At 74.4% G+C, this 15175-nt stretch carries 18 protein-coding genes; 9 read left to right on the top strand and 9 right to left on the bottom strand.

What is annotated here, in order from left to right; genetic code table 11:
• Positions 1 to 115: 115 nt before the first annotated feature.
• Positions 116 to 1714: an ABC-F family ATP-binding cassette domain-containing protein gene (locus GBN72_RS32775; protein ID WP_151775628.1), complete on the bottom strand. Its 1599-nt coding sequence runs from the start codon at positions 1712 to 1714 to the stop codon at positions 116 to 118.
• A 231-nt stretch (positions 1715 to 1945) separates the two neighbouring features.
• Between GBN72_RS32775 and GBN72_RS32770 the strand changes: the two genes are divergently transcribed.
• Positions 1946 to 2362: a VOC family protein gene (locus GBN72_RS32770; RefSeq protein ID WP_151775627.1), complete on the top strand. Its 417-nt coding sequence runs from the start codon at positions 1946 to 1948 to the stop codon at positions 2360 to 2362.
• Between the two features lie 4 nt (positions 2363 to 2366).
• Here GBN72_RS32770 and GBN72_RS32765 read toward each other — a convergent pair whose 3' ends face one another.
• The 3 genes from GBN72_RS32765 to GBN72_RS32755 form a co-directional block, all read right to left on the bottom strand.
• Positions 2367 to 3824 carry a hypothetical protein gene (locus tag GBN72_RS32765; RefSeq protein ID WP_174887246.1) on the bottom strand — a complete coding sequence of 486 codons (1458 nt, stop codon included), beginning with the start codon at positions 3822 to 3824 and terminating at the stop codon, positions 2367 to 2369.
• Positions 3825 to 3913: 89 nt separating this feature from the next.
• Entirely contained in the window at positions 3914 to 5044 is a 1131-nt protein-coding gene (locus GBN72_RS32760; protein WP_151775659.1) for an alpha/beta hydrolase, read from the bottom strand.
• Between the two features lie 215 nt (positions 5045 to 5259).
• Complete coding sequence (locus tag GBN72_RS32755; RefSeq protein WP_151775626.1) at positions 5260 to 5937, bottom strand: class II aldolase/adducin family protein; 678 nt, start codon at positions 5935 to 5937, stop codon at positions 5260 to 5262.
• Positions 5938 to 6228: 291 nt separating this feature from the next.
• Between GBN72_RS32755 and GBN72_RS32750 the strand changes: the two genes are divergently transcribed.
• Together GBN72_RS32750 and GBN72_RS32745 are read left to right on the top strand one after the other, a co-directional pair.
• A complete protein-coding gene (locus GBN72_RS32750) occupies positions 6229 to 7482 on the top strand; it encodes an inorganic phosphate transporter (RefSeq protein WP_151775625.1) in 1254 nt (417 codons plus the stop codon).
• 42 nt (positions 7483 to 7524) lie between these two features.
• Positions 7525 to 7746 carry a hypothetical protein gene (locus tag GBN72_RS32745; RefSeq protein ID WP_151775624.1) on the top strand — a complete coding sequence of 74 codons (222 nt, stop codon included), beginning with the start codon at positions 7525 to 7527 and terminating at the stop codon, positions 7744 to 7746.
• Between the two features lie 260 nt (positions 7747 to 8006).
• Here GBN72_RS32745 and GBN72_RS32740 read toward each other — a convergent pair whose 3' ends face one another.
• Entirely contained in the window at positions 8007 to 8783 is a 777-nt protein-coding gene (locus tag GBN72_RS32740) for a nucleopolyhedrovirus P10 family protein (protein ID WP_151775623.1), read from the bottom strand.
• Between the two features lie 86 nt (positions 8784 to 8869).
• On the opposite strand from GBN72_RS32740, the gene GBN72_RS32735 reads away from it, so the two are divergent.
• Genes GBN72_RS32735 through amaP form a run of 5 tightly spaced genes read left to right on the top strand, consistent with a single transcriptional unit; the run spans position 8870 to position 11129 of the window.
• Positions 8870 to 9295 (top strand): Asp23/Gls24 family envelope stress response protein, encoded by a 426-nt coding sequence (locus tag GBN72_RS32735; RefSeq protein WP_246213044.1) that lies wholly within the window; start codon positions 8870 to 8872, stop codon positions 9293 to 9295.
• A gap of 55 nt (positions 9296 to 9350) precedes the next feature.
• The gene (locus GBN72_RS32730; RefSeq protein WP_151775622.1) at positions 9351 to 9536 is read left to right on the top strand and encodes a hypothetical protein; all 186 of its coding nucleotides are present in this window, start codon (positions 9351 to 9353) and stop codon (positions 9534 to 9536) included.
• Between the two features lie 2 nt (positions 9537 to 9538).
• Positions 9539 to 9922, top strand: a complete 384-nt coding sequence (locus GBN72_RS32725; RefSeq protein WP_439959845.1) for an Asp23/Gls24 family envelope stress response protein — start codon at positions 9539 to 9541, stop codon at positions 9920 to 9922.
• Positions 9919 to 10545: a DUF6286 domain-containing protein gene (locus tag GBN72_RS32720; RefSeq protein WP_174887245.1), complete on the top strand. Its 627-nt coding sequence runs from the start codon at positions 9919 to 9921 to the stop codon at positions 10543 to 10545. Before GBN72_RS32725 ends, GBN72_RS32720 begins: the two co-directional genes overlap by 4 nt.
• Positions 10542 to 11129 carry an alkaline shock response membrane anchor protein AmaP gene (gene amaP, locus GBN72_RS32715; RefSeq protein WP_151775621.1) on the top strand — a complete coding sequence of 196 codons (588 nt, stop codon included), beginning with the start codon at positions 10542 to 10544 and terminating at the stop codon, positions 11127 to 11129. Before GBN72_RS32720 ends, amaP begins: the two co-directional genes overlap by 4 nt.
• 87 nt (positions 11130 to 11216) lie before the next feature.
• Here the strand turns inward: amaP and GBN72_RS32710 are convergent, their stop codons facing one another.
• The 4 genes from GBN72_RS32710 to GBN72_RS32695 form a co-directional block, all read right to left on the bottom strand.
• The gene (locus GBN72_RS32710) at positions 11217 to 11972 is read right to left on the bottom strand and encodes an SDR family oxidoreductase (protein WP_151775620.1); all 756 of its coding nucleotides are present in this window, start codon (positions 11970 to 11972) and stop codon (positions 11217 to 11219) included.
• A 28-nt stretch (positions 11973 to 12000) separates the two neighbouring features.
• Positions 12001 to 12843, bottom strand: coding sequence for an SURF1 family cytochrome oxidase biogenesis protein (locus GBN72_RS32705; protein ID WP_151775619.1), 843 nt, complete (start codon positions 12841 to 12843; stop codon positions 12001 to 12003).
• Positions 12844 to 12905: 62 nt separating this feature from the next.
• Positions 12906 to 13139, bottom strand: coding sequence for a metallothionein (locus GBN72_RS32700; RefSeq protein ID WP_151775618.1), 234 nt, complete (start codon positions 13137 to 13139; stop codon positions 12906 to 12908).
• A gap of 63 nt (positions 13140 to 13202) precedes the next feature.
• A complete protein-coding gene (locus tag GBN72_RS32695; protein ID WP_151775617.1) occupies positions 13203 to 14210 on the bottom strand; it encodes a DEDDh family exonuclease in 1008 nt (335 codons plus the stop codon).
• A gap of 206 nt (positions 14211 to 14416) precedes the next feature.
• Between GBN72_RS32695 and GBN72_RS32690 the strand changes: the two genes are divergently transcribed.
• On the top strand, positions 14417 to 15067 hold the full coding sequence (locus GBN72_RS32690; RefSeq protein WP_246213048.1) for a VIT1/CCC1 transporter family protein: 651 nt from the start codon (positions 14417 to 14419) through the stop codon (positions 15065 to 15067).
• The last annotated feature ends 108 nt before the right edge of the window (positions 15068 to 15175 follow it).

Below are 15175 nucleotides of genomic sequence, written 5' to 3'. Positions count from 1 at the left end.
GCCGGGCCTCCGTGAAAGGGAGGCCCGGCCGGGAATTCCATGCAGGACACACCTGGGGACCAGGAGTTCTCACACAGATGAAGGACCAGGGATCGTCCGAATGATCCAATACGGGTCAGGCGAGCGCCACCAGGTCGGCGTACGAGGCGCCCCAGAGGTCCTCGATGCCGTCCGGGAGCAGGATGATCCGCTCCGGCTGGAGCGCCTCCACCGCGCCCTCGTCGTGCGTCACCAGCACCACGGCGCCCGTGTAGGTGCGCAGTGCCCCGAGGATCTCCTCGCGGCTGGCCGGGTCCAGGTTGTTGGTGGGCTCGTCCAGCAGGAGGACGTTGGCCGAGGAGACGACCAGGGTCGCCAGGGCGAGCCGGGTCTTCTCGCCGCCGGAGAGCACCCCGGCCGGCTTGTCGACGTCGTCGCCGGAGAACAGGAACGAGCCGAGCACCTTGCGGACCTCGACGAGGTCCATGTCGGGCGCCGCCGAGCGCATGTTCTCGAGCACCGAGCGGTCCGGGTCGAGGGTCTCGTGCTCCTGGGCGTAGTAGCCGACCTTCAGGCCGTGCCCGGGGACGATCCGGCCGGTGTCGGGCTCCTCCACGCCGGCCAGCATCCGCAGCAGGGTGGTCTTGCCCGCGCCGTTGAGGCCCAGGATGACGACCCGCGACCCCTTGTCGATGGCCAGGTCGACGTCGGTGAAGATCTCCAGCGAGCCGTACGACTTCGACAGGCCCTCCGCCGTCAGCGGGGTCCTGCCGCACGACGCGGGCTCCGGGAAGCGCAGCTTGGCGACCTTGTCGGACTGCCGGACGTCGTCGAGGCCGGAGAGCAGCCGCTCGGCGCGGCGGGCCATGTTCTGCGCGGCGACCGTCTTGGTGGCCTTGGCGCGCATCTTGTCGGCCTGGGCGTTGAGCGCGGCGGCCTTCTTCTCGGCGTTCTGGCGCTCCCGCTTGCGCCGCTTCTCGTCCGCCTCGCGCTGCTGCTGGTAGAGCTTCCAGCCCATGTTGTAGACGTCGATCGAGGCCCGGTTGGCGTCCAGGTAGAAGACCTTGTTGACGACCGTCTCCACCAGCTCCACGTCGTGGGAGATCACGATGAAGCCGCCGCGGTAGCTCTTCAGGTAGTCCCGCAGCCAGACGATCGAGTCCGCGTCGAGGTGGTTGGTGGGCTCGTCGAGCAGCAGGGTGTCCGCGTCCGAGAAGAGGATGCGGGCCAGCTCGATACGGCGGCGCTGACCGCCGGAGAGGGTGTGCAGCGGCTGGCCGAGCACCCGGTCGGGCAGGTTGAGCGCGGCGGCGATGGTGGCGGCCTCGGCCTCGGCGGCGTAACCGCCCTTGGTGAGGAACTCCGTCTCCTGGCGCTCGTACTGCTTCATCGCCTTCTCGCGCGTGGCGCCCTTGCCGTTGGCGATGCGCTCCTCGTTCTCGCGCATCTTGCGCAGCAGCACGTCGAGTCCGCGCGCGGACAGGACCCGGTCGCGGGCGAGCACGTCGAGGTCGCCGGTGCGCGGGTCCTGGGGGAGGTAGCCGACCTCGCCGGAGCGGGCGACCGATCCGCCGGCGGGGATGCCCTCGCCGGCCAGGACCTTGGTGAGGGTGGTCTTGCCGGCTCCGTTGCGGCCGACCAGGCCGATGCGGTCGCCCTTGGCGACGCGGAAGCTGGCGGACTCGATGAGGACGCGGGCGCCGGCACGCAGCTCGATACCGGTGGCGGTGATCACGGACAGACTCCAGGGCGTGGGATGAGGGCGGACGGTCTTCGCGGAGGCGTACCGCCGTCTAATGCGCGAGGAGAAAGGCCATGCCGAAAGTCTAGCGGGCGTATGCAAGCACTCTCTCCGGCGTGCGTTGTCGGACCCTGGTGCAAGACTGGGCAACAGGTCACAGATCAGGCGATACGGACGAACGCGAGGCAAGTGCGAGGCAAGCACGAGAAGGAGAAGGTGGGAGCGATGACGGATGCGCGGAACGGACGCGCGGGCCTGTGCCCGACGCTGCTGTACGCCGACGCCAGGGCGGCGGTCCGGCAGCTGACCGAGGGCCTGGGCTTCCGGGAACTCGCCCTCTACGAGGGCGAGAACGGCACGGTGGCGCACGCCGAGCTGACGCAGGGCGGCGGCGTGGTGATGCTCGGCTCGCAGGACAGCGGCCGCGGGGTGTTCGCCCGCGCCATGAGCGGGGCCGGGCCGGCCGGGGTCTACGTGGCGGTCGAGGACGTCGACGCACACCACGCCCGCGCGGTGCGGCACGGGGTGGAGATCCTCATGGCGCCGGCCGACCAGGACTACGGCTCGCGGGACTACATGGCCAGGGACCTCGAGGGCAACGTGTGGTGCTTCGGCACGTACGCCCCCGAGATACCGGCCTGACGCGTCACCCGCCCCCGGTGTGCACCTGGAAGGCGGCCCTGCGCACGGCCTTGGCCAGCGCCGGGTCGGGGTGCGCCGCGGCCAGCGCCACCAGCACCTGCACGGTCCGCGGGTGGCCGACGGCGCGCACCTCCTGGAGCAGCTGGGGCACGGTCGCCTGCATCGCGGACTCCAGGTGGCGCACCAGCATGGGCCCCTCGCCGTGGTCGGCGACGGCCGCCGCGGTGTCCACCCAGAGCCAGGTCGCCTCGTCCCGGGTGAGCGCCTCGTGCGCGTCCTCGGGGTCGGCGCCGTCGTGCTCGGCGAGCCACAGCAGCGCGTACGGCCGCAGCGTCGCCTCGGAGGCCGCGGCGCGTACCCCGGCCTCGGCCGGCGCGCCGACCACCCTCAGCGCCTCGAAGGCGAGCCCGCGCAGCAGGGCGTCCTCGCCGCGGGCGGCGGCCAGCAGTTCGGTCACCGCGCGGCCCACCGGGCGGGCGGCCAGCCACGCCTGGTACTCGGCGCGGGCGGCGTTGGGGCGCAGCCGGGCGCAGCCGCGGAGCATGTCCTCGGCGGCCTGCTCGATGTTGCCGGCGGGGCTCTGCGCGGCCACGCAGATCTGCTCCAGCTTGACCCAGACCGCCCAGCTGCCGAGCGGGGTGAGGGTGGCCTGGCCGCCCTGCGGCTCGTCGTCCAGCTCCAGGGCGCCGACACCGGCCAGCGCGCCCAGTGCCCAGTCCAGCAGAGGGGCGAGCTCACCCGGGGTGACGGGCTCCGCCGCCCGCCGGTCCTCCGGCCGCGGCGGCGCAGCGGAGGGTTCCGTCGGGCCGGCCTCGGCGGCCGGGGCGTAGGGCACCTCGCAGCGCTCGGTGCGCAGTTCGGTGACGCGCTGGCCGAGCAGGTCGAGGAGCTGCTCCACCGGGACCGGACCGGCCGACAACTGGAGGAAGGAGAGGACCTGGGGCATCGCGGAGACGGTGTCGGCGACCGCCGACGGCTCCTGCCCGCCGGGTTCCGGACAGGCCAGGGACCAGGCGTCGAACAGGGCCACCCAGCCCCGGAGCACGGCGCTGTCGTCGCGGTCCCAGGCGCGCAGCCGCCAGCCGGGGCGGGCGTCGGCGCCGTGCACCTCGACCAGGCCGGCCAGCCGGGCGATGTCCCAGTCGGAGCGGACCTGCTCGGTGGTCAGGCCCAGTTCGCCGGCGGCGCGGGCGGCGGTCCGGTCGGAGAGGGTGCCCTTGCCGTCGGGGGTTCCGCCCTGGGTGCCGGGGCCCAAGGCCCCGTCGGCCCAGCGGGCCACGCGGACCGCGTCGGCCAGCCGGGTGCGTGCCATGGCGGCCAGTGCGGACCGGGCCGGCGTGCCCTCCGGTGGTCGGGGTGCCGGCCTGGGGGCACGCCGCTGGTCCGTCACTCGGGGGGCGGCGGCCAGGGGTCGGGTACGGACGAGTCGAAGCCTGGAGTCGCGCGGAATACGGGACGTCACGGGGGCAGTCTCTCGGGTGGGGGACCGAAAACCCAAACGGAACCCCCGCCCGGCCTTCGGAACGGGGCCTCGGAAGGCCTCCGGGGTGGTCACATGAAGGGGGTGAGGAAGCGGCGTAGGGCCTCCTCGTAGCGCGTCGGGTCGCTGTTCCACATGGCGGCGTGAGGGGCGCCGCGGAAGGTCCGGAGGGTGACCAGACGGGGGAGCCGGTCCGCCAGGCCGCGCGACAGCTCCCAGGACGCCACCTCGTCGTCCGGTCCGTGCAGGATCAGCGTCGGGGTCCGCAGCGGCTCGGGGTCGTCGAAGGCGGAATCCTCGTGCGCCTGGAGCCGGCCGCGCGCGGCGCGCACCGCGAGCGGCAGCAGCGCCCGGGGCACTCCGCGGGCGGTGGCGAGGGTGCGTGCGGTGGCCTCCCAGTCCAGCACCGGGGAGTCCAGCACCAGTCCGGCGATCCGGCTCCGCAGCCCGGAGCGCTGGGCGGCGCGCAGGGCCATGGTGGCGCCGGCGGACCAGCCGAGGAGCACCACCCGGCGGGCTCCGTAGCGGACGGCGTAGCGGATGGCGGCGTCCAGGTCCCGCCACTCGGTCTCGCCGAAGTGGAAGCGGCGGTCCGGGGAGCGGGGCGCGTCCGGGTCGCCCCGGTGGGCGAGGGCCAGCACCGCGAAGGCCTGGTCGTGGAAGAAGGGGAGCAGGTTGAGGACCTGCTCGCGGGAGGATCCCAGGCCGTGCGCGGCGATCACCCAGGTGGAGCGCCGGCCCGGCAGGAACCATGCGGGCAGCAGACCCAGTTCGCCCGGGACCTCGACGTCGGCGTAGGTCAGGTCCAGGGCGGTCACCGGGTTGCCGACGCGCAGCGAGGGGGTGAGCCACACCCGGTCGCCGCGCCGGAAGGTCCCCCGGGTGACGCGCTCCAGGCGGCGGACCACCGCGTCGGCGGGGTGCGGGAGGTCCTCGCGGACCGGTCCGACCACGGCGTGCGGGCCGCCGTCCCCGTGGTCCTTCCCGGTGAGTCCGTAGACCCCCGGGCGGAGGGCCGCCAGGTCGCGGGTGAGGCTGATCCAGTCCGCGCCGACGTCGTGCACGGTGAGGTGGGGCTCCGTGGGCAGCGGGCGGTCCGGGGGTGTCTTGAGCGCCGCGTCGCCCGCGAGCCGCCCGGCGGCCACCGCCGCCGCGCCCGCGACCGCCGTGACGGTCGCGGCCTTGATACCGCCCGCCCGCAGACCGCCCGTCCGCAGACCGCTTGCTCGCAGGCCGCCGGCCCGCAGGCCGCTCGCCCGCCGGGCGCCCGCCCTCACGTGCCCCGTCCTGAAGTTCACTGTGCGCACCCGACCAGTTTCAAGGGGCTCCCCTGTCCTCGCCACCGGAGCCGCGGCCCGGCGACCGGGCTCCCTGCAGGGCACGTGTTCCCCGTCCCGGCGGTGTCAGCCCCGGTGCGTCAGCTCCCGGCGCGGCGGCCGTAGTGGCGCAGGCGGTCGGCGGTCTCGGCGAGCTGTCCGGTGGTGAGCAGCGTGGGGGAGCGGCCGGGGACGGAGGAGGCGAGGAGCCACAGCCGGCACATCCACTCCAGCTGGGCGGTCCGGTCGTAGGCCTGGTCCAGGTCCTCGCCGTACGCGACCGTCCCGTGGTTGCGCAGCAGGCAGGCGGAGCGGCCCTCCAGGGCGGCGAGCGCGGCCCCGGCCAGCTCGGGGGTGCCGTAGCCCGCGTACGGGGCGACCCGCACAGGGCCGCCGAGCGCGGCGGTCATGTAGTGGACCGGCGGGAGCTCGTCGACCAGCGTGGAGACGGCGGTCGCGTGCACGGCGTGGGTGTGCACCACGGCCCGCGCGTCGGTGGCGCGGTAGACCGCCAGGTGCAGCGGCAGTTCGCTGGTCGGCTCCGCGGTCCCCAGCAGCCGCCGCCCGTCCAGCCCCACGCCGACCAGGTCCCGCGGCCCCAGCCGGTCGTACGGCACCCCTGAGGGCGTCACCAGCACCGTGTCGCCCACCCGTACCGAGACGTTGCCCGAGGTGCCGACCACCAGCCCTTCGTCGTGGGTGCGCCGGGCGGTGGCCACCAGCCGCCGCCACGCCCCGCCGGTTTCGTCCGGTATGCTCGCCGGTTCCGTGTCCCGCATGTGCGGGATCCTGCCACCCCGGCCGGCCGTCGGCCACGGAGTGACAAGGATCATCCCGGCGCCTGCCCCGCCGTCGGCGCCGTTGTCCGGCCGCCGGGTCGAGGGTGCCGTGCTGACCAGGTTGTATCGACAAATCGACAAGTTCTGCGAGCTTCCCGCCCCTCCGGCCCGGAGCCGCCGTGGGGTCCGCATGGGTGACCGTAAACCGCATGTAGGGCGTCAGTTCACCTTCCGTTCACCATGGTTACCTACGTTCGAATCGCCAATGACGTCGAACGATTGCCTGGGTAAATGGAAAGCTTCTCGCTGATCCTCGCGATTGTGGTGATCACCGCTCTCGCGTTCGATTTCACGAACGGTTTCCACGACACCGCCAACGCCATGGCCACCACGATCTCCACCGGCGCGATGAAGCCGAAGATCGCCGTGGCGATGTCCGCCGTGCTGAACCTTGTGGGTGCTTTCCTCTCCGTGGAGGTCGCCAACACGATCTCCAAGGGACTCGTCGACGAGTCGGGGATCCAGCCCGAGGTGATCTTCGCGGCCTTGGTGGGTGCCATTCTCTGGAACCTGCTGACCTGGCTGGTCGGCCTGCCTTCCAGCTCCTCCCACGCCCTCATGGGCGGTCTCCTGGGCGCCACCGTCGCCTCCGCCGGTTTCGGCGCGGTGCACGGCGGCACGCTGATCACCAACGTGCTGATCCCGGCCCTCGCCGCCCCGCTGGTGGCCGGCATCGCCGCCACGGTCGGCGCGCGGATCACCTACAAGCTCGGCTCGAAGACCGAGGAGCAGACCGCCAAGAAGGGCTACCGCGCCGGCCAGATCGCCTCCGCGGCCCTGGTCTCCCTCGCCCACGGCACCAACGACGCGCAGAAGACCATGGGTGTCATCACCCTGGCCCTGGTCACCGGTGGCGTCCTCGTCCCGGACTCCGACCCGCCGGTCTGGGTCATCGCCTCCGCGGGTCTGGCCATCGCGCTCGGCACCTACCTCGGCGGCTGGCGCATCATCCGCACCATGGGCAAGGGCCTGACCGACCTCCAGCCGCAGCAGGGCTTCGCCGCCCAGACCTCCGCGGCCACCGTCATCCTGGCCTCCTCGCACCTGGGCTTCTCGCTCTCCACCACCCACTCCGTCTCGGGCGCCGTGATGGGCGCCGGCCTCGGCCGCAAGGGCGGCGTGGTCCGCTGGTCCACCGCCGGCCGGATGCTGGTCGCCTGGCTGCTGACGCTGCCGGCCGCCGCGCTGGTCGCCGCCGGCGCCGAGTACGTGACGCAGCAGGGCACCTGGGGCACCGTGCTCGTGGCGGTCTTCCTCGTGGGCTCCAGCCTCGCCATCTGGCTGCTCTCCCGCCGTGAGGTCGTCGACCACACCAACGTGAACCACGTCGAGGAGGACGGGGTCGTCGCCGACGCCGTCGCCGCGGTCACGCCGCCCCCGACCGTGGCGCTCGAGGAGGAGCTGGACCGCGTGATGCCCTCCCAGGCCATCGGGTCGCCGGCCGCGGCCGGCGAGAAGCCCGTGACCACGGCCGCCAAGGTCTGACGCCCCCTAGCGCACCCGCAACGAAGTAGGAAGAGAAGCAGCATGAAGATCGACTGGGCGGCTCTCGGCTCCGTCTTCGGGGTCAGCCTCGTGGCCACGGTTCTCCTGGTGGGCCTGTTCACCCTCGGCATCGCCGGCCTCTCCCAGAAGGAGAAGGCGGCCCGCACCGGCGGCTCGGCCCCGCTCGCGGTCACCGGCGCCTACCTCTGCTTCGCCGCCTGCGCGGCGGCGGTGGCGTTCGGCATCTACCTGATCGTCGCCTGACCCGTCCCGTCCTCGGCCTGCCCCGGCGGGACGGGGGCGGGAGCGGGCGGGACCCATGGCCATCGCGTCCGAAGGGCCCGGCGGAGAACCTCTCCCCGCCGGGCCCTTCGGCGTACCCGGCCCCGCTGCCGCTGCCGCTGCCGCTGCCGCAGTCCTGCCGCTGCCGCAGTCCTGCCGCTGCCCGCTGCCGCCCGCCGCCGGGCCGCGCCGCTGCCCGCCGCCGGGTCGTGCCACCGCCGGCCGCACCGGCACGGCGCGGACTACTCGACGGCGGTGACCAGTACCGCCACCGAGGCCTCCGGCAGCGCCGCCGTCACGGCCTCCCGCACGTCCCGTGCCACCTCCAGCGGCCGCCGCGCCCCGCTCACCGCCACGTCCACCCGGACCAGGGTCCGGCCGGTCGCCGCCTCCCGGGACAGGTGCAGTCCCCGCCGCGGCGGCCCTCCGGGGACCACCGGCATCCCGCGCAGGTCCAGCACGCCGTGGACCGCCCGCACCGCCGCCTCGGCCAGCGCCTCGTCACCGCCCGCCGGCGCCGAGTGGTCCCCGGCGGGCCGCGACGGGCCAGGGGGACCGGCGGGCAGGTCCTCCTCGTCCTCCTCCAGGTCGTCACCCGAACGGGCGTCCTCGCCGAGGAGAAGATCCGTCACCTCCAGATCGATCGCCTCGACGGCCAGCCCCAGCTCCCCGGCCGCCTCGGTGACCGCCTCGCGCAGCCGTCGCGCGGCCTCCGTCACCGGCTCCCCGCCCACCGCCGCGAAGGCCGCCTCCACCCGCAACGGACCCGGCGCCACCGCGGCCTCCGGGGCGGGCGGCGCGGCACGCCCGGTGGACGGGTCCCGCGGCCCGACCCGCAGTGCCCGCAGGCGGATCCCCCGCACCGACCGTGCGGCCCGCCGCAGCTCGGTCTCGGCGGGCCGCGCGGCGATCCACAGGCCGTCCCGCGGCCCGCCCAACGGCAGCGGCCTGCCGAGTCCGATCCGGCGCCGGACCGCCCCGGCCCACTCCTGAGAGGTCGTTCTCGCATGGGAGGTCATTCCTCCACCTTGCCGTATCCGCACGGCGAGTCACGGAAGCGCCACTTAGCGTGGTCCCAGGAGGACGACCGAAAGGACGTACGGCTATGAGCGAGACGACGAACGCCACCGGTGCCGCGGGAACGCGCGGCCGCACGACGATCGCCGACGGCGTGGTCGAGAAGATCGCCGGCCTGGCGGCCCGCGACGTGGTCGGCGTGCACGCGATGGGCAGCGGCACCTCGCGGGCCTTCGGCGCCATGCGCGAGCGGGTCCCCGGAGGGAGCGGCCCCAAGTCCGTCTCCCGCGGGGTGAAGGCCGAGGTCGGAGAGGTGCAGACGGCGCTCGACCTGGAGATCGTCGTGGACTACGGCGTCTCGATCTCCGACGTCGCCCGCGACGTACGGGAGAACGTGGTCGCCGCCGTCGAGCGGATGACCGGCCTCCAGGTGGTCGAGGTCAACATCGCGGTCAGCGACGTCAAGCTCCCCGACGAGGAGGACGAGTCGGCGCCGGAGCCCAGGATCCAGTGACCCGGTCCTCCGACGAGAAGAGCGGGACCGACAGGCGCACGATGAGGAGCGCACGATGAACATGGCCGTGATCGGCATGATCGCCGGAATGGCACTGGGCTTCGCCGGATACTTCGGCGGCTTCGGGGCCTTCCTGCTGGTGGCGGCGCTGGGCGCCGTCGGCTTCCTGGTCGGCAGGTACCTGGAGGGAGACCTGGACGCCGGCGACCTGTTCCGCTCCCGCGGCAGCCGGCGGGGGTGACGGTGCCCGCCACGACCACGGACCACCGCCGCCCGGACGCCGCTCCGGGCGGCGGCCCGGCATCCGTGCCCGCCGCGGAGCGGGGCGAGACCCGGCTCGCCGACCGCGTGGTGGCCCGGATCGCCGCCCAGAGCGCCCGCGAGGCGCTGCACAGCCTCCCCGCCGACGCGGTGCCGCCGTACGCCAACGTGACCCTCCACCAGGACGCCGGCACCGCCCGGGTGAACATCAACCTCGAACTCGCCTACCCCTCCGACATCGGCGCCCAGTGCCGGGCCGTGCGCCGCCGCGTCAGCGAGCGGGTGGCCGAGCTGGCCGGGCTGAAGGTCCTGGAGGTCGTGGTGCACGTGGAACGCCTGCACTCCGTCCGGGGAGAACTGCGATGAGCGACACGACGGCCGAAGAGCGCCCCGCCCCGCAGCCCCCGGCGCCGGACACCGGGGCCACCGTGGTCGAGCCCGGCGCCACCGGACGGTTCTGGTCCACCCGCCGCAGGCCCTCCGCCGTGGTGGCGCTGCTGCTGCTGGCCGCGTCCGTCCTGCTCCTGTCCGACCTGGCCGCCGTCCGCGCCGGCCGCCCCGCGCTGCACGTGCGCCGAACGCTGGCCCAGGAGCTGGCGGAGCGGCCGCTGGACGACGTGTGGGTGCTGGTCGGGGCCGGGGTGGCCGCGGCCCTCGGGCTCTGGCTGCTGGTCCTCGCCCTCACGCCCGGGGTGCGGGGCATCCTGCCCATGAGGCGCGCCACCCCGGACGTGCGCGCCGGACTGGACCGCAAGGCCGCCGCCATGGTGCTGCGGGACCGGGCGCTGGAGGTTCCCGGGGTGCGGTCGGTCCGGGTGAGGATGCGCCGCCGGAAGGCCGACGTGCGCGTGGCGGCGCACTTCAGGGAGATCGACGAGGTCGACGCGGACGTCCGGCACCGGCTGGAGGAGGCGGTGAGCGGCCTGGGCCTGTCGCGGCCGCCGTCCCTCACCGTCCGGGTGCGGCGTCCCGAGCGGAGGAAGGGGTGAACACGGTGCTGCGGACGGTCAACCGGGTGCTGCTGGGACTGATCGGCCTGCTGCTGATCGTGACCGGCGGATCGGTGCTGGCGATCGGGCTGGGCGCCCCCTCGCCCGGCTGGTGGATCCACCGGGACCGGCACGACGTCCTGCTGACCGCCGCCGAGCGCACCAAGTGGCGGGACCAGGGCTGGTGGTGGCCCGTCGTCTTCACGGTGCTCGCTCTGCTGGTGGTGCTGACCCTGTGGTGGCTGACCCGGTCGGTGCAGCGGCACCGGCTGGCGGTGGTGCGGGTCGAGACCGGCGACGACGAGGGCGCGGCGCTGCGGGCCCGCGCGCTGGAGAGTTCGCTCGCGATGGAGGCCGCGCGGCTGGAGGGCGTGGAGCGCGTGCGGGTACGGCTCACCGGGCGGCGCCGGGCCCCCCGGGTCCGGGTGCGGGTGCGGCTGGAACCGGACGCGGATCCCGGGCGCACGCTGGACACCCTCACCTCGGAGACGCTGGCCCACGCCCGGGCCTCGGTGGGCCTGACCTCGCTCCCCTCGGAGATCCGCATGCGGGCCACCGGGCACCGCCCGGAGCGGGTGACCTGAGAGGGGACGGGAGGGGCGGGGATGCGCGCCGCGGACCCCGCCCCTGCCACGTAGCCCCGCCGCCGCGTAGCCCCGGCCCGCCGCGGGTCAGAAGCCGCGCCGCACTCCGCCGTCGACCGGGACCATGATCCCCGTCAGGTAGGAGGCGGCGGGCGACAGCAGGAACGCGGCCACCCGGCCGAACTCCGCCGGGGCCCCGTACCGGCCCAGCGGGATGTGCGACTCGTTGGCCGCCCGGGTGGCGGCCGGGTCGGCGGAGAGCGCGTCCAGCTCCCGCACCCGGTCCGTGTCGATCCGCGACGGCAGCACGCCGACCACCCGGATCCCGCGCGGCCCCAGCTCGTCGGCGAGCGACTTGGCGAAACCGGCCAGCCCCGGCCGCAGCCCGTTGGAGATGGTCAGCCCGCCGATCGGCTCGTGGACCGAGGCGGAGAGCACCAGGCCGATCACACCGCCCGCGCCCAGCTCCGCGGCGGCCGCCCTGGCCATCCGCACGGCCCCGAGGAACACCGTCTCGAACGCGCCGAGCCACTGCTCGTCGGTGTTGTCGGCGGCCAGCCCGGCCGGCGGCCCGCCCACACTGATCAGCACGCCGTCGAACCGGCCGAAGTGCTCGCGCGCCGCCGCGATCAGCCGTTCGGGGGTACCGGGGTCGCCGTTGTCGGCGGCGACGCCCACCGCGTTCGGGCCCAGCTCCTCGGCGGCGGCGGCCACCGAGGCGTCGTCCCGGCCGGAGACGACCACCTTCGCGCCGTCGGCCACCAGTTCACGCGCGGTGGCGTTGCCCAGTCCGCGGGAGGCGCCGGTGACGACGTAGACACGGTCCTTCAATCCAAGATCCATGCCCCCCATCCTGCACCCGGCGGCGCGGTCAGGCGGTGGCCGGGGTCGCGCTCTCCTCCGTGGCGTCCTCGCCGCCGTCCTCGCTCCCGCCCTTCCCGGACGCCTCGCCGGCGTCCTGGCCGGTCTTCTCGCGCCGCTCTCGCAGCTCGCGGCGGACCAGCACCACCCAGCCGACCGGCACCCCGGCGGTGAACAGCCACCACTGGACCGCGTACGCCATGTGGTTGCCGATGCTGTCGTGGTCGGGGCCGGGGACCAGCTCGGGGCTGCCGTCCGCCGGTGCGGGGGAGACCAGCTCGACGTACCCGCCGAGGACCTCGGCGCCCAGCCGCTCCGCCTCGCCCTCGCTGCTGATCAGCATCACCTGCCGGTCGGGCAGGTCGGAGAGATCCTTGATGCCGCTCTCCGCGGTGGTCTGGTCGGCCATCAGCCGCCCGGTCACCGTCACCTCGCCGGCCGGCGGCGCGGGGATCTCCGGGAACTCCGTCTGCCTGCCGTCGGCCGGCACCCAGCCGCGGTTGACCAGCAGGTACCGCCCGTCCTCCAGGCGCAGCGGAGTCAGCACGTGGTAGCCGACGCGGTCGTCGGCGTTGGTGCGGCGGCGTACCACCACCTCGCGGTCGGTCTCGAAGACGCCGCGCGCGCTCACGTGCCGGTAGTACAGGTCGCGGTCGATCCGCGCGCCGGGCCGGGTCAGCGAGCCCACCGGCACCGGAGCGGTGTCCAGCGCGTCCTCGATGCGCTGGTTGGAGGCCACCCGGTCCCAGTGACGGTGCCACTGCCAGAAGCCCAGCTCGATCATGGTGGGAACGAGCGCCAGGGCGACCAGGGTGACGATCACCCATTGCCGGGTCAGCAGGAAGCGGTACACACGACGACGGTAACAATCGCCGCGTCCCGGTCCTCCGTCGGCCCCGGCCGCCCCGGACCGGGTCACACCCGGTCGACGATGCCCGCCTTGCCGTCCGCCCTGGCGCAGTGGGCGCCGCAGTACCACTTGCCGTCGGCCTCCACGCCCTGGCCGATGACCTGCACCCGGCAGTGCTCGCAGATCGGGGCCATCCGGTGGATCGCACAGGCGAAGCAGTCGAAGACGTGGACGGCGCCCTGTGCGTGCACCTCGAACGTCATGCCGTAGTCGTTTCCGCAGACCTCACAACGTGCCATGGGCCACAGCGTGAGCCGTCCCGGCCGCACGTCCCGGCAGCCGGACCGCGCGCCGCGGTGGGTTCACCCGTCCGCCGGTTCGACGTCCCCCAGCAGCTGGCCGAAGGCCGCCTCGTCCACCACCGGGGTGCCGAACTGGCGGGCCTTGACGGTCTTGGAGGTGCCCGAACCGGGGTCGTTGGTCACCAGCAGGCTGGTCAGCCGGGAGATGCTGCCCGCCACGTGCAGCCCGGCCTCGGTGGCCCGGTCCTCCAGCAGCTCGCGCTCCACCGAGGTGTCGCCCGAGAACGCCACCCGCATGCCCTGCCTCAGTCGCTCGCCCGGCACGTAGCGGCCGGGGTTCGGGAAGGGGCACGGCGGGCGCTTCTTCGCACGGTTCCACGCCGTCGGGCGGTAGCCCCCGGCCCCGGAGCCGTAGCCGCCGCGCCCGCCGGGCTGCCGCCCGATCCGCGCCGCCGGACCGTCGGACCACTCGGTGAGCGGCAGGCACTCCAGCAGCGGCAGCCGCAGCGCCGAGGCCGCCGCCGCCCGCAGACTGGGACGGAACGCCTCGGCCAGCACCCGGGCGTCGTCCAGCGCGTGGTGGGCACGCCGCTGGACCACGCCGAAGTGCGCCGCCAGCGACTCCAGCTTGTGGTTGGGCAGCGGCAGCGCCAGCGCCTTGGCCAGCGCGATGGTGCACAGCCGCTGCCGCACCGGGGCCTCGCGGCCGGCCCGGGCGTACTCGCGGGCGATCATCTGCCAGTCGAAGACGGCGTTGTGCGCGACCAGCACCCGGTCCGCGAGACGGTCCGCGAACTCCTCGGCGATGTCGGCGAAGAGCGGAGCGCCCGCCAGCGCGTCGCTGGTCAGCCCGTGGATCCACACCGGGCCCGGATCGCGCTCCGGATCGACCAGGGTGTACCAGTGGTCCTCCACCTCGCCGCGGGCGTCCAGCCGGTAGACGGCCGCGGAGATGATGCGGTCGTCCCGGGCCAGTCCGGTGGTCTCCACGTCGACGACCGCGTACCCCTGTGGATACGCGGCCGGCCAGGGAGCGGTGGACGCTTCGGGCGTGCGGTCTTCGAGCATGGTCAACGAGGATAAGCGCCAGGGCCGACACCTCCGTCGTCCGGGGAGCGTCGGTACCCCACCGGACGCATGTCCGGTGCCATCCTCCCGATGTGACGGAACGACAGGATCCCGGCGAAAGCCGTCAAGAGCGGAAAAGCCGTGAAGCTCTCGAAGGGGAGGAAAAGGGGCGCGGTCCCCGCGGTCTCGGCGTCCGGCTCAACTGGCTGCGCGCCGCCGTGCTCGGCGCCAACGACGGCATCGTCTCGACCGCCGGACTGGTGGTCGGTGTCGCGGGCGCCACCGAGAGCCGCGACGCCCTGCTGACCGCGGGGCTGGCCGGGTTGCTCGCCGGGTCGATGTCCATGGCGGCGGGGGAGTACGTCTCGGTCTCCACCCAGCGCGACTCCGAGCGCGCCGCCCTCGCCGTGGTGCGGCGCCGGCTCCGCGAACGTCCGCAGGCCGGGCTCGGGAAGCTCACCGGCCTGCTGGAGGAGCGCGGGCTGCGCCGGGAGACCGCCGGCGACGCCGCCCGCCAGCTCACCGCACGCGACCCGGTGCGCGCCCACGCGGCGGTGGAACTGGGCATCGACCCCGACGACCTGACCAACCCCTGGCACGCGGCGGGCGCCAGCTTCGCCGCCTTCACGGTCGGCGCGCTGCTCCCGCTCCTCGCCATCGTGCTGCCACCGGCCGGCTCGCGGCTTCCGGTCACCGTGGTCTCGGTGCTCGTCGCCCTGGTGTGCACCGGCTGGAGCAGCGCCCGCCTCGGCGCCGCCGACCCCCGCCGGGCCATGGTGCGCAACGTCGGCGGCGGAGCGCTGGCGATGACGGTCACCTACGCCGCCGGGAACCTGCTGGGCGCGGCCGGGGTCTGACCAGGGCGGCGGCGGCCTCGACGGGCCGGCCGGGCGCGGCGGCCGTTGGCGGAGATCCACAGGAAAAGCCGCCCTACCGGCGGTAATAGTTGTCGATGCCGACGTCTG

The organism is Streptomyces abyssomicinicus (genome assembly GCF_008974245.1).
Lineage (GTDB): Bacteria > Actinomycetota > Actinomycetes > Streptomycetales > Streptomycetaceae > Streptomyces > Streptomyces abyssomicinicus.
Note: the sequence above shows the minus strand (reverse complement) of the source record. Positions and strands in the feature narration are given on the sequence as shown.

What these genes read in the sequence shown, in the direction of transcription:
- GBN72_RS32770 (WP_151775627.1), top strand. Translation starts at nt 1,946, where the DNA reads ATGACGGATGCGCGGAACGGACGCGCGGGCCTGTGCCCGACGCTGCTG.
- GBN72_RS32755 (WP_151775626.1), bottom strand. Translation starts at nt 5,937, where the DNA reads ATGCGGGACACGGAACCGGCGAGCATACCGGACGAAACCGGCGGGGCG.
- GBN72_RS32750 (WP_151775625.1), top strand. Translation starts at nt 6,229, where the DNA reads ATGGAAAGCTTCTCGCTGATCCTCGCGATTGTGGTGATCACCGCTCTC.
- GBN72_RS32745 (WP_151775624.1), top strand. Translation starts at nt 7,525, where the DNA reads ATGAAGATCGACTGGGCGGCTCTCGGCTCCGTCTTCGGGGTCAGCCTC.
- GBN72_RS32740 (WP_151775623.1), bottom strand. Translation starts at nt 8,783, where the DNA reads ATGACCTCCCATGCGAGAACGACCTCTCAGGAGTGGGCCGGGGCGGTC.
- GBN72_RS32735 (WP_246213044.1), top strand. Translation starts at nt 8,870, where the DNA reads ATGAGCGAGACGACGAACGCCACCGGTGCCGCGGGAACGCGCGGCCGC.
- GBN72_RS32730 (WP_151775622.1), top strand. Translation starts at nt 9,351, where the DNA reads ATGAACATGGCCGTGATCGGCATGATCGCCGGAATGGCACTGGGCTTC.
- GBN72_RS32720 (WP_174887245.1), top strand. Translation starts at nt 9,919, where the DNA reads ATGAGCGACACGACGGCCGAAGAGCGCCCCGCCCCGCAGCCCCCGGCG.
- GBN72_RS32710 (WP_151775620.1), bottom strand. Translation starts at nt 11,972, where the DNA reads ATGGATCTTGGATTGAAGGACCGTGTCTACGTCGTCACCGGCGCCTCC.
- GBN72_RS32700 (WP_151775618.1), bottom strand. Translation starts at nt 13,139, where the DNA reads ATGGCACGTTGTGAGGTCTGCGGAAACGACTACGGCATGACGTTCGAG.
- GBN72_RS32695 (WP_151775617.1), bottom strand. Translation starts at nt 14,210, where the DNA reads ATGCTCGAAGACCGCACGCCCGAAGCGTCCACCGCTCCCTGGCCGGCC.